The organism is Vibrio genomosp. F10 str. ZF-129, from assembly GCF_000287055.2.
Taxonomy (GTDB): domain Bacteria; phylum Pseudomonadota; class Gammaproteobacteria; order Enterobacterales; family Vibrionaceae; genus Vibrio.
Genome location: NZ_AJYQ02000059.1, coordinates 1 through 14,480 on the forward strand (window position 1 = coordinate 1; position 14,480 = coordinate 14,480).

Annotated in this window: 5 protein-coding genes; 3 read left to right on the forward strand and 2 right to left on the reverse strand. The window is 43.3% G+C overall.

Translation table 11 applies throughout. The features are described from left to right. Window positions 1–548: ATP-grasp domain-containing protein (locus A1QO_RS06375; RefSeq protein ID WP_017040958.1), on the forward strand; the 548-nt coding region annotated here is incomplete at its 5' end. 185 nt (window positions 549–733) lie between these two features. On the opposite strand, the gene A1QO_RS06380 is transcribed toward A1QO_RS06375, so the two are convergent. After that, window positions 734–1,384, reverse strand: a complete 651-nt coding sequence (locus tag A1QO_RS06380; protein WP_017034960.1) for a thiopurine S-methyltransferase — start codon at window positions 1,382–1,384, stop codon at window positions 734–736. 309 nt (window positions 1,385–1,693) lie between these two features. Between A1QO_RS06380 and A1QO_RS06385 the strand changes: the two genes are divergently transcribed. Together A1QO_RS06385 and A1QO_RS06390 are read left to right on the forward strand one after the other, a co-directional pair. Beyond that, window positions 1,694–2,467 carry a RelA/SpoT domain-containing protein gene (locus A1QO_RS06385; protein WP_017040959.1) on the forward strand — a complete coding sequence of 258 codons (774 nt, stop codon included), beginning with the start codon at window positions 1,694–1,696 and terminating at the stop codon, window positions 2,465–2,467. Window positions 2,468–2,693: 226 nt separating this feature from the next. Continuing rightward, on the forward strand, window positions 2,694–3,887 hold the full coding sequence (locus A1QO_RS06390; protein WP_017040960.1) for a class I SAM-dependent methyltransferase: 1,194 nt from the start codon (window positions 2,694–2,696) through the stop codon (window positions 3,885–3,887). Window positions 3,888–3,991: 104 nt separating this feature from the next. On the opposite strand, the gene A1QO_RS06395 is transcribed toward A1QO_RS06390, so the two are convergent. After that, a partial coding sequence (locus A1QO_RS06395; protein WP_017040961.1) for a tandem-95 repeat protein occupies window positions 3,992–14,480 on the reverse strand: 10,489 nt, incomplete at its 5' end.

Genomic DNA, 14,480 nt, shown 5'->3' on the forward strand with positions numbered 1-14,480 from the left:
TCGATGGGGTTCATTTCTGCCAACCGATTGGCCACCGCCAGGAAGATGGTGACTATCGCGAATCGTGGCAGCCACAAGTCATGACAGAGGCAGCAAGAAAAGCCGCAGAGTACAGTGCTGAGAAAATCGTTAACGCTCTGGGTGGATATGGTATTTTTGGTGTCGAATTGTTTATTAAGGGCGATAAAGTCATCTTTAACGAAGTCTCCCCTCGTCCGCATGACACGGGTTTGGTTACGCTCATCTCGCAAGAGCTTTCTGAATTTGCACTGCACGTTCGAGCATTTACGGGGATGCCAATCAACAGTATTACTCAATATGGCACCTCTGCTTCCGCGGTTATTTTAGGGCAAGGGACGTCAACTAATATCCGTTATGATGGACTCTGTGACGCATTAACAATGCCTCAAACCCAGGTACGTCTGTTTGGTAAGCCCGATATTGATGGTCGCCGTCGGTTAGGTGTAGCACTTACTCGTCGTAACAGCGTAGATAAAGCGATTGAAGATGCTATAAATAGCGCTCAAAAGATCAAAATTACTTATTGATTTAATGGCTATCATAGCGTTTCGCATGAGCCTGCCTATTGTTACCAGCTAGATCGAGTGTCAAGCTAGATTTAGTAAAAGGTAAGCACGATAAAAAATCCTAACCTTTAACGGGTTAGGATTTATTGTTTCTCAGCTGTCAACGCTTATGACCATCATCGTAATCGCTTAGACAGTTTTAAACGCTAGGCTTTTTCAATCAGCCATACTTCTTCTGCGAATCTGGTCAATCCTTTTTGAGCTCGTTTGGGATGATCTTCATCAGCATCATCACGATGCAAATGAGTGACCTTAAACTCTGAAAACAAGGCTTGTACTTCGCTTTTAGGAACGCTAAACGGAGGCCCTGCCATTTCTGTCTGCGGGTAGTCGAGCGTGACCAGTAAAATGCGACCTTTTTCTGCCAACTTCCCTTTAATCAACCTCACATAGTCACTGCGCATAGATTCAGGTAATGCGATGAGAGCTGCTCTGTCATAGACAATATCAACCAGTTCTATCGGCGCTGTAAAGACATCTCCGTTGTAAATAGAAAGCTCGTCGAACTGATACAGCTCATGTTGGCTACTTATCGTCGTCACGGTTGGTGTGTAAAAATGTTCAGCAAAGAAGGAACGCACGGCAATGTTACTTAACTCAACCCCTTGGACATCATCATGGCGGGTCGCCAACCACACCAAATCTTCTGATTTTCCACACAGTGGCACCAACACTGAATCGCTTCTTTTAGGTTGTGTTTTTGGCCAATACTGAATTAATAATGGATTCACGTCTTCCAAATGAAATCCAATTTGATTTGCGGCCCACTTACTGTGCCAAAAGTCTGGATCGTTCATTGTTGTTCCTTGTGTTTGAAGATATGTTGATAAGTGCATCGGATTTTAACGTGTTAAATTATTTATAACCAGTGTGTTCATATCCCATTAATATACGCCCGATATAATGACTACACAGTTCAGGATTGATTACGTTTTTCTAAGCCATTAGCGATAAAATGTGATCTATTTCTAGCTTCTCGCACTAAACGCGATAATAGGGTTTGATTTGGTTATTGGCCCCCCAATATCTAGTTTAACTGCTTAATTTGTCTGAACTTAGTGTCTTTTATATCCACTTTTTACTAGGTTACTTATTAAGGAGAATGAATGAGTCTTTTTCTTCGTACGACAGCAATGATGCTATTGATGCTGACCCGTGCACCTGCATTCGCAGCGCTTCCGACTTCACCAGCGGATGAAGACAAGCTTTCGACCAGTCATAACGAAGTATGCGCTAAGTTGTTTAAACACAATTTAAGCGGCTTGTACGCTATTCAATCAACCAACGTCACCCCGATTCAGCCATATTCAGACTTTGACACGCTCTACAGTAAATCTCATCAGGCGCAATTTGAACTTGAAGATATCTGTAACAGCACAGCATTACTGACCCAAACCCATGCCTACTTTGCTGGGATTAAATCTTCACATCGCGCCCAAGAAAAAATCAAACATGAACTTGGTGGAAAAGTGGATCGTATTACCGATGTTGCCAGAGCGACAATCATCGCGAACGATATTGAAAGCTTGATGGAAGTCTATGAAGCGTTGGATAGAGAAACGGAGATTGTAAAAATCAAAAACCGATTTAAAACTCCTGCCCCTTCTGGCTACCGAGATTTGAATTTATTGGTTAAGCTACCCAAGACCAATATTATCGCGGAAGTGCAAGTTCACCTGAAAGCGATTGCGGATGTGAAAAATGGACCCGAGCATGACCTTTACGAAGTAATACAACAAATTGAGCGTAAAGCGGCAGCCGAACAACGAGAGTTGCAACAATTTGAATTGACGCAAATTAATAAGATGAGAAATCAGTCTATGCAGTTGTATCAAGATGCGTGGCAACCCTATATCACTACACACATTAAGGCAGCATAACCGCTCGTTGGGCTTCTTTTACTCACTTTAACTCGGCGGGAGCCCGTCCAGAAGAACAAACTAACAGGCCAGGTGCAATTCGCATTTGGCCTTTTTATTTCCACGCAGAAGAGTTAGGCAAGTGTTTAGACCGATGTTTCTATAACGGGTATCCGTACAGTCTCTCATTGCATTTCATGAGTACATGCAAGACAATAGCGCCCCCCATTATCTATTGAGCAACGACATGACTCCCGCTATCTATTTGGTTAAAGGCCGAGACAAATCTTTACGTCGCAAACATCCTTGGGTTTTTTCACGGGGTATTCACCGTGTAGAAGGTGAACCGCAATCGGGAGAAACCGTTGATGTATACGCCAATAACGGTCAATGGCTGGCAAAAGCGGCGTATTCTCCTACCTCTCAGATCCGCGCGCGTGTTTGGAGTTTCGAGAAACGCGATATCGATAAAGCCTTCTTTGTCGAAAAAATCCGCCAAGCACAGCTATTGCGTGACGATATCATCGATCGTGATGGACTCACTGGCTACCGATTGATCGCTGCTGAGTCTGATTCACTTCCTGGTATCACCATCGATAGATTTCAAAATTACTTGGTGTGTCAGCTCCTTAGTGCTGGCGCTGAGTATAATAAGAGTACATTAGTTGATGCCCTCGTTGAGTGCTTTCCTGATTGCAATATCTATGAACGCTCTGATGTGGCGGTTCGTAAGAAAGAAGGCTTGCCTGAAACCGTCGGCGTGTTGCATGGTGATACACCACCTGAATCCGTCATTATTGAAGAGAATGGCGTTAAAATCAGTGTTGATATCATCAATGGTCATAAAACGGGGTTTTATCTCGATCAGCGAGATAGTCGTCAGCAATCGATGAAGTATGTTAAAGACAAAGACGTACTGAACTGCTTTTCATACACTGGCGGATTTGGCCTGTACGCGCTCAAAGGTGGAGCGAAGCGGGTAATCAACGCTGACGTGTCTCAGCCTGCTCTTGATACTGCCAAGTACAATGCAGAAATTAATGAATTCGATATTTCTAAAAAGCGCGCCGTATTTTTAAATGCCGATGTATTTAAGCTACTGCGTGAGTATCGCGATCAAGGAACGCAATTTGATGTGGTTGTTATGGACCCACCAAAGTTTGTTTCTAGTAAAAACAATCTAACATCTGGTGCTAACGGCTACAAAGATATCAACATGCTTGCGATGCAGATCCTCAAACCTGGTGGAACCTTGCTGACTTATTCTTGCTCTGGCTTAATGAGTGCAGACCTGTTCCAAAAAGTGATTGCCGATGCTGCGCTTGATGCAGGCCGAAGCGTAAAGTTTGTGGAGCGTTTTGAGCAAGCAGCCGATCACTTAATTGATACGGCCTACCCTGAAGGTTTTTACTTGAAAGGTTTTGCTTGTAAGGTGCTTTAACCTATCAATATCTGAATAAAAAAAGCCCGAATTTCCTAATAGAAATTCGGGCTTTTTATTTCGTTTTTAGCAAGAAACAGGGCCTTTCGGCCCTGTTTAAGATATTAAATATCTTGATACTTAATTGACATCAAATCATTGAGCAAACTTGCAGTTTCACCAATCTCATCACTGCTGAACTGGGTCGCTGCATCTTGTAAAACGATAACCTCAGTATCTTCACCGTGTGAAACTGTTAATTTTAGATCAGTACTATCTTCGACTGAGACTGAAATGTTAGCCAGTAAATCACTCATAGTGTCAGAATCAGACAACAATTCAGAGAGGTCGATACGGTCTTCATTTCGATTAAAGTCTGTAATGACATCCTCATGTGTTTCGAATTTACCATTAGATTCAGCCACCCATTTGAACGTATCAAGACCATCATCACCGGTTAAGAAATCATTACCTTGGCCACCAATGATAATGTCATTCCCTGAACCGCCACGTACAGCGTCGTTGCCTTCACCACCGTCTAAGATGTCATGGCCTGAGCCACCAAAAATTATGTCTGAGCCTTCTTCACCATAGACTTCATCATTTCCACCGCCTGCATGAGCTATGTCTAGACCAGGAGCGGAATATTTATCAAATCCCTGAAGTGACCTATCTTCTTGATCATAAGTATCAGTTAGCTCTTTTATATCCTTAGAAGAGAAATCTATTAGTGCTGAGTCAAATCTATCTTTAGGAATCTCATCCACATCTTGAGTTGGAGATCTGCTCTCACCTAGATAAATTGTATCCGAACCCATGCCCAAATTAACTGTATCGTTCCCAATACCTGTGTCTATAACAACGCCATTATGCTCATCGTAGTTTAAAAAGCGTTTACTTTCCGACTCAAATATCGTGGCGGCAGAACTAGACCAATCTAAACCAAAGCCTTGTAAAAATGAAACGTTGTCGATGCCGCCATTTGGTAAACTAGGATCAGCTGACAATGCCGTAGATGCCTCAACGCGAACGATACCTTTTTCGTCTTCGTCGCTCTTATTATTGTCCGTGTCTATCGCCCAATAAGTAAAAGTATCATTAATATCAACAGCGCCATTTACGACCATATCCACACTTGAAAGGTTAAACCCTGCTTGCGCATTGTTTGTTAGCGCTGTTCCAACTAATCTCACCTCATCAAACGTAGTATCATTTGAAGATATCGTCGCTCGCCCTGATTGATTATCAATAGCTGTTAATGACAGAGTTTGAGTACCAACAAGCTGACCGTTGTCAAATAAGTGGGCAATAACGACGGCTTTATCAGGGTTACCTAAATGACCGTTCAAGCTGTCTAGCGTAACCGAAAGTGAAGAGATATTACCTTGTTCGGAAACAATAGCGATATATTCTCCAATTTGAGTTTCTTTACCTTGCCCGTTCCCTTTGTCTAAGTCGCTATCTACATAGTAACCACCCTGAGACGGGTTTCCATCAAACTTGATCTGACTATCGTTTATAAACTTGCCATCAACAATAGTACCACCAGAGATAGACATATCGTTTACAGTTAAAGTATCGATACCTTCACCAACAAGAGCACCATTAGAGCTATCTATACTTGTTGTTACTTCGCTACCTCTGTCAGCAACATAGAATACTTTTGAAGTATCTGCTATTACGTCACCTTTATTAATCTCAGTGTAAGCGTTAACGCCAGTTTGATAATAAAGCTTCCCGTGTAAAGGCATATCGGCCAATTCGACTCGTGTAACTTTTCCTGCATCTGCATCATCTTCTACATCTGTAGCATGAGGTTCAAAGTTTACTTCAGCGACACTATGTTCAAATGAAATTGAAAAGTCATTAGCTGTTGGTAAGCCAATATCACCATTACCAGAGTCGCCACCCTCTACTTTTTCTAACACTTCGACATTGATGTAGTCGATTGACTCTGCGGTTAATCTACCGCCGATCGCTTGCGGGTCGTTATCATGAATAGCGTCATTTCTATTGGTATCTATTTCAGTCGATGTAGCAATGACCTTAATCGAGAATTTACCTGGATCTTCGACTTTAATCTGCAGCTCTGAAAGATCCCAGTCAGTAACGTCAAGTAGATCGTCTTTATTCTCTTCGGTAACGGTATACGTCCGAGCGTCATTCCCTTCACCGTCGATTAACATTGCCCCTACAGGCATCCCCATAAGCTCTACTTTTAAAGACTCTGATTTATCGAGTTCGTCGACTAACGATGCATTAATCTCACTTAACTTAATATAGGTATCTTCGTAGCCATAATTATCGACGGCTTTAAACGTGATGTTATCAAGTATTGCACCTGTAGAATCCGCTTCATCAGCTATCAGTAACAGCCTATATTTGCCCGATGACTCAATAGGTAGATTGAATGATTGACCATTTTCCCACCCTTCTGCTGTTGGATCAAAATCATACAATTCAATGGTACTATTTGGAACAATGTCACCATTTTCATCTAGCTGAAGTAGCTTCACAGACATGTCGGAAGAAGCAGGGTTCCCTTCGCGAGCAGCAATGTCGAACTCAAATTTGTAAAAACGACCAGCTACCAGATCCATATCGGTATAAAGGACTTTATCGCCATTTTCACCTTCAATTTCCATTACTTGATTGGTTGAATTCCCTGGCAGGTAAGTTCCTTCAGTCCCTACTTCAACGTGTTGACCCTCATTTGAAGTCAACCACTTTCCGATAGTACCGGCGCCTTCCACCTTATTAATCTCGATGTCACTATCCCAAGTTCCAGATTTGATTTGAACATCCTCAAAATCAATGGCTGCAACTTTCACGAACTCACCAATTGTTAGATTAGGTTGATCCGCATCTGGATGAACGTCAACGGTTAAACTGGTAGGCTCCTCGATAGCAATTCCGTTTTCATCTTGGCCAATGACAGTAAGGTTGAAATTTACATCACTATGTTGTGGAGCTTTAATTGATAGCTGCTCTAGATCAGAAACCGAAACCGTGACACTACTAGCGGTAATGTCGACTGGATCGTCACCAACGAAAACAACAGCACCTTCTGGGATATCACTGATTTTTACGTGAGTAACCGAGGTTTCATCGTCATTCAGTTCGATATTAAGCGCTATACGTTGATCTTCTACTCCATACGAGTTTGAAACCAACAACTCATCCACAGGCGTTATATTCACAATTGAAGTTGCGGATTCAGACTCTAGCCCCGCTCCATCGGTAACGGTAATGTTGATTTGTCGTGGAGTTTCATCGGGAGTGTCGCTTGAATTTGTAAATTGAACATTTCCTAAGAAAGACTCAAATTCTTGTGCCGATACACCGCCCAAGGTATCAGAGACAATCAACAAAGTAATGATGCCATTAGCAACTGCTTTTTCAACACTAAAGCCTTGAGCCTGAATCCAAGTTAAATCATCACCATCTTTACCATTGCTCAGGACTACCTTCATTGATTGAACGTTGTCTTTATCATCGAAGATATCAGCCTTTGTATCTGCAATAGAAACAGCAGGGCCATCTTCAGTGAAAGTGGTCTCATACCCTGTAGAACCCGCTACTTCTGTCACTTTAATAACTAGGTCATCAAAATCGTTATCTTCTCTTTCTTGACGTTGGTCATCAAAGCTTAAGACTACATTACCATCGTCATCCAACGATGTTCTTAGCTGGCTATCTTCTTCACGCCCAGTAAAGACATGAGTCGTCTTAAGCTCACCATCAACGATCAGTTTTCCTTCTGCGTTGATTTCCAACTTATTCACACCGCTAACGATGTTTGCACCGTTTGGAATTAGGAAGTAATCAACATTATCTAAAGAAGTGAGAGTCCCTAAGTTCGGATCATTGACATCATTAGCATTGTCAATTAGGACATGAAGTTCTTGAGTTTGAGACAATTCGTCATAAACATAGTAACCAAACACATTGTTATAACCCGCATTCTCACTAACGAATTCGAGTTTATATTCAGACCCATCAAGATCAATCGTTGGTTTTTCATTGTCGAAAATCGTCGCAGTTCCTGCAATGGAATCACTTTGAGTCAGCGTTTTAGCAAATAGTAAAAACTGTTCGTTATCATCACTAAAATCATCGTTAACCGTGTTCACGACGACATCAAACGATTGTACATCCCCCGGAATTTCTAACTGGAAGCGGCCATTAATGACATCAATTGTCTTTTCTGTATCACCGTACTTGATCGTAACGCTACTCGTGTCAAAGTCTTCTGGAGACGTCGCGCTTGCGTTACCAAATCGCAAACTGACAACTGTATCCGTGTCACTTTGGTTCGATAGCTCAACCGTGAAAGTACCTGCTTTTCCTTCTTCAATCCTGACGTCAGAAACACTCTCAACAGTTGGACGGTCATCGTCTGCTGGTTGGTCACCACCTGGATCAACGCTACCATCATCAACAATGTTGGTCGAACCTTTCGCTGTTGCTATGTCGGTATCACCTGTTTTACCTGATACCAGTAATTCAAATTGCTCAGGACCTTCATAAAGTGAATCTTGCTGCGTACCTACTTCTACAAATACTGCGGTTACAAATGGTGGTACGGTAGTTTTACCACCTTCTACTAACAACGGAACCTTAACGTCATTACCATCTAGGTAGTATGCTGTGATAGTGCCGTTTAAATCATCGGCTTCAGCGGTATTTTCTTCGCCGTCAACGCTCGTTGAAAGAGTAAGCTCAGTGGACTGATCTGATGGTACAGAGAGATTGACCTGAAATGTTGCGGCTGATCCTTCCGATACATCACCTTGGCTAACAACGGATAACGTCGGAATATCCATGTTTTCAATGGTGCCTGTCGCAGAGGCACCATCTTCACCGCCAATGCGTAAAGAGTAAGTCTCATCGAGTTCGTGTACACCGTCTTTCTGTGTCGGAATCAGAACTGTAAAGTCTTTAACACCAACGGGAATCACGATCTCATTGCTATTGGCATCGTAAGTAACGCCATTAGTAAAGACAAGATCCAACAGGTCAACATCTGAATCGTTTGCGGTATCAGTACCTAGCCCAAACTCAATGTCTAAGCGTGTTTCTACCAATACCCCAGAATCTAAGTTCACTTTGAAAGCCATATCTGTACCTTCAGGAACAGATTCAGACAACAACGAGACGGAATCAACTACCGCCGGAATCGGTGCTGGGTTAACAATCACATTTACCGTTGCACTATCGTATCCACCGTTATCGTCAGTAATTTGGTATTCAAACGTCGTGGTTCCAACGAAGTCATCATCTAAATCAAAGTAAACCACGCCATTTTCAATACGAGCTTCGCCTTCGGTTTCTCCATAAACATAGGTAATGCGTAGGCTATCACCCTCAGGGTCAGTATCGTTGTTTAGTAGTTCTGATGCTGGAATCTCGAGTATGCCGCCTTGATTAACCGCGTACGCGCCTTCACTTGATGCTTTAAAGCCTGTCAAGAAGTAGTCAGAAGAGTCATCACCTCGGGCCGGTGTATTAACAAAGTCGATAGATTCAAAGACTATACTGTCGAACGCTACACCTTCTAAGTCGCCTGCGTCATAGCTATAGGTACCTTTATTGCTACCTTCATTTGCTACAAACGTATCACTCGCGACTGCTACACCATCTAAGTAAGCAACCCATTTCCCTTGTTCATGGTTATCTGAACCACCTTCACCTTTATACAGGTTTGATGTTGTGAAACTGAATTCTGTAACGGGTTTATCTAGATTAATAATAAACTGCTCAGACTCTCCGTCTTCGCGGTTAAATTGAATTTGCGATGCAATACCACCGTTTTCATGGCCGCTAACACCACGTTTAATTCCGCTGTCTGTGATGTCTCTGTCTTCGGTTTGATAACGCGCAGAAATAGCGGCACCTTCACCCAATGAGCCATCATCAGTACTCCATGAGCCACCATTATTAAATGAACCAAGGCTAACGCTGAATTCAACAGGGTCATTAGTCGCGATAGGTGCACTACTTGGTGTGCCAATAGTGACTGTAGATTCGTCGCTAAAGTTACCATCGGAATCTACAGCGCGGTAGTCAAAAGTATCCGTCGCTTCTGTTTCTATATAACGAAGTTCCCAGTTGCCATTTCCATCTGTACCTAAATCGACCTTAGTGATTTCTGCACCTTCAGGCAATGTAAAGCCGTCTGAAGGGATGGTAATTTCATGGAATAAGTTCGTATCACCGGCTGTTGATTTTTGGTAGCTGAATGTTTCACTGCTTTCTACATCATCAATAGTGTAAAAAACCGTAATCTGGACACTCGATTCATCCTTAGTGTTTAGGTTTTCATCAAACCAACCACCGAGCCCATCTAAACCAAGAGTAACGCTATCAGCTGGGCGATCATCAAAGGTGATAGAGATGGTTTCGTTGCTTTGAATACCACCATCGTTTTTGGCGCCAATTCCGTAGCCAACATGATCAGCGTTTGGATCGCCGAGATATTGCACGAGCGGACCATTTGAAGAGCTAATGGTAACTTTATCGCCATTTTCTAGAGTAAGTAGACGTTCATTTGCTTTGTCAGTTGCTTCCCCCCAGTTAAGGAACTCAGTTCTATTCGCCTCTTGCTCGCCTAGTTGAGCATCTTTAACCCCTAACACAAACCCTTCGGAGTCAGCATTAGGTTCATATTGAATTAGGTTTGGATCAAACTGTGTATACTCAGTGTCGCCTTCACCGCTATATAGATCGGCTTTTGTGATTTGAATATTGTTATACCAAAGCGTTCCGTGATCAGGTAATTCAGTAATGACCACTTGGACATTCGCTTGGCTATCGGCATCATCTTCGGTATCGGAGATATGATCAGTGCCTTCCCCTTCAATAGATCCCGTCCCTGTATCAAACTGAACAAAGGTTCTTCCTGATGATTCCACTTGCGCGGTAAAATCTTCTGCTTCTGGTGGGTTGTCTGTTGCATCGGTGATAACGCCAGTAGCCGTTGATACTGTATTTCCAACAACTAACTCACTAGTGGTTGATGCAGTAAGGCCTACAACTTCGTTGGACTCATAGCTGTCATCATCGAGCACTTTAACAAAGACTTGTGTTGACGTTTCACCAGCTTTGACAATTAAATCCGACGGTTCCGCTTCTTTAAATCCGCCATTCCCATCTGATACATAAAATACTTCGTCGGCATAGTCTATTCCAGCCGATGCATCCGCTGTCGTTGAATCACCGTCAATGGCAGCTGACAAGGTAAAGGCAACATTTTCACCGACCACATTACCCAGTACTACGTTGAAGCCTAGGAATACATAATCCCCTTCTTCAACGGTGTTTCCACCCTTGATTTGGAATGTTGCAGTTGTGTCTTCATCGACATTAGGATTGCCTACTCCGCGATCGTCTTCGATGATGCCTGTGCCTTCCGCAGAAGGTGTCTTGACAAATTCGCTGCCACTAGTGGCAAATAAGGTGACCGATTCCTTCTCTTCTGTTTCTGCATCATCTTTAACTTGGACAAAAACTTGTAATTCTGTCGTACCAGGCATTAGCGTTAAGTCAGCATCGGTAATTGGTCGGTAACCGCCTTCTCCGTCAGACACAAAGATCCCATCTAGGTAATCGGAGCCTATGTCAGCGGTGTCATTAGCGCCACCAAGTGTTAGACCTAAAGTGACGCTTTCTGATACCGGTTCATCAAGCTTTATGGTAAAGGAAAGGTAGGCATTATTGGCCTCTTGGACTGGGAGGTCATCAGCTTCCACTGTCATCTCGGCAACGGCCAATACCGTTACGTCAATAGTTACGGTATCAAAACCACCTTGACCATCACTGACTTGAACATCAAACTTATCAACACCGTCGTATTCTTCGTTCGGGGTATAGACCCAGTTACCTTCCTTGTCTATGGTAACCGTTCCATTCTCAGCTTGGGTAAGAATAGTGTAAGCTAGGTCATCACCATCAACATCAGTTGCTACTACGCTTCCAGACACAGGGACGTCTTCTTTCGTTACAACACTTATGTTTTCATCATCACCAAGTGGCTCGCCGTCTTTTTCAAAAACAGGGGCGTCATTTACTGGCTTAACATTAACGGTGACTAAAGCAGTATCAGTGCCACCATTCCCATCCGAAATGGTGTATTCAAAGGTGGTTATACCGTTAAAGTCTTGTGCTGGTTCGAAAACAACCTTGCCGTCAACAATACTCACGCTACCTTCGATGTCGTTGGTCATTTTAACATCAGTAATCGTTAATTCATCGCCGTCAACATCATAATCGTTACCAAGTAATTGTTGATGTGGGATTTCCAGAATCGTGTCTTCGTCAGTAGTGAGATCGACTAATATTTCTTGGAGTTTAACATTGTCTAGGTACGTACCGCTGTTATCACCTTCTCTACCCACTTCGACAAAGCTAACGGTATTATCCCCTTCTATTCCAATCACTTCGAAAGTATGGGTTTCCATCACATTCGTATCAGGAGTAATTGTGGCAATAACTTGTCCATTCCAAACAACTTGAACTTTTGCTGTGTGATTATCAGAACGTGCTGCTACGTCAACCGACAGTTGATAGCTTTCTCCTGATTTCACACCATTAACGTTTTGAGAAAGGGTTACATTGTCTCCACGACCACCTTCACCTTCCATATCGATATAACGTTCGCCATCTGTTGTTACACGATTATAGCCATCGTTAACGACGTCTAGTTTTCCTGAATTTGCACTATAGTCCCAACCGTCTAGGGTACTCGATCTATCGCCCCAACCCGTCGATTTATCACTGGTAAAGTCTTCAAAACTGCCGTTTGTAATTAAGTTTTCGCCTACTGCATGGACATCGTCGGTTGCCACTGGTGCGTCGTTCACAGGCGTAACATTTAAAGTAACTGTTGCTGTATCTGTACCTCCATTTCCATCAGAAATGGTGTACTCAAACGTCGCTTCACCGTTATAGTCTCTGTCTGGAGTAAACGTAATTGTCTTATTTTGGTAATCAACAACGAATTGACCGTTAGCGGCGTTAGTGACATTAGTGACCTGAAGAGTGTCCCCATCAACATCACTATCGTTACCAAGCAATTCAGCAAATGAGATAGTAATCGGTTGATCTTCTTCCGTTGTAAGATCTGGCTGCTGAATACCTGTTACCGATATGTTGTCTAGTAGCGCTCCTAGAGAATCAGAAGCTCCAGAACCAGCAAAGCTAATCACGGTATCATCACTTGCTACGTCAAACTGACCAGTAATGCGATACCAGCCGTTTGAGTCAACTTCACTAATTTGTACATCTAGCCCATCGTGATCCGTTAATGTGCCATCAGCATTAACCGTTATCGTTACTCCAGCAACGCTGAACGTCATATTTGAGGAAGTATTCCCACCATTATGACGAGGGTTATAGTCAAACTCTACACGTAAGCTATCTTGTCCGGATGTATCGATAGTTGTTGAAATCGACGTATTTTGGTGTGCATCAAGTTCAGCGAGATAATCACCATCTGTGGCTTTGGCAATTAAGCCATCATGCTGTACTTCTAAACCGTGAGTTGCTTTCCATTCTCCAAGTTGATCACCTTGAACAACTGTCCATCGGCTTGTTGATGTCATTCCTTCAAATGACTCAGTGAACAGCAACGTTTCATTTGGTACGTTGTAACTATCGTCGGTTGCAATTGGGCCATCGTTTGTGCCCGTTAAGTCAAGACTCACGGTGTGCTCAACCGTCGCCCCGTTTTCATCCAACACTTGCACGGTGAACGTCAATGGAATTTCTTGGTCTTCTGTTAATGCCTGCGTTGCGGCCAGGCTGTTGTCCAGCTCGTACGTCCATTTCCCATCTTGAGTAATCGAGAAAGTCCCGTAGGTCGCATCCGGCGTCCCCACCACAGACCACGTCAAGGTCGAATCGTCTTGATCGACGTCATTGGCAACCAACTGACCCGTTGCACTGATTGTGCCGGCCACAGTATCACCCGCATCCGTGTAACCCGCTTCCACGACGCTGCCCGTCGAGACGCTCTCAGTGGCATTAATGGTTGGAATATCATTGGTGCCTCTAACAATAACATCGACCGTTCCGGTGCCAGTACCATCAAATGATGTCACGTCAAACGACAGTGGAATTTCTGCGCCTTCAGGAAGTTGCTGTACAGCGTCACTTTCATTATCTAACGTAAATGACCAGTTACCTTCTTCATCTACCGTAAAAATACCGTATTCATTTGAAACCGTTACGGGTGTGACAAACTGCTCACCAGCATCAACATCAACAATTGAAAGTGTTCCCGTTGCAACGGAAAGATCGGCGTTATCTTCAACAACCTCACCAGCATCATCAGAAACTGTCGCAGGATCATTAACTGGCGTGACGCCAACCTGTACAACAAGAGTATCTGTTCCGCCTCGGCCATCTGAAACCTCAACAGTAAAGTTGTCTGGGCCATTGTAGTTTTCATTCGGTGTGTATTCCCATGAGCCGTCTGGGTTAACGACTACAGTACCGTTCTCAGGAGCAGAGGTTTGTGAATAAACAAGGCTGTCACCGTTACTGTCTGTTGCAGAAAACTGCCCGCTTACCGGCGTGTCTTCTTCAGTAAAAATCGCAAGAGTATCGCCTAGA

What these genes read in the sequence shown, in the direction of transcription:
- A1QO_RS06390 (WP_017040960.1), top strand. Translation starts at nt 2,694, where the DNA reads ATGACTCCCGCTATCTATTTGGTTAAAGGCCGAGACAAATCTTTACGT.
- A1QO_RS06385 (WP_017040959.1), top strand. Translation starts at nt 1,694, where the DNA reads ATGAGTCTTTTTCTTCGTACGACAGCAATGATGCTATTGATGCTGACC.
- A1QO_RS06380 (WP_017034960.1), bottom strand. Translation starts at nt 1,384, where the DNA reads ATGAACGATCCAGACTTTTGGCACAGTAAGTGGGCCGCAAATCAAATT.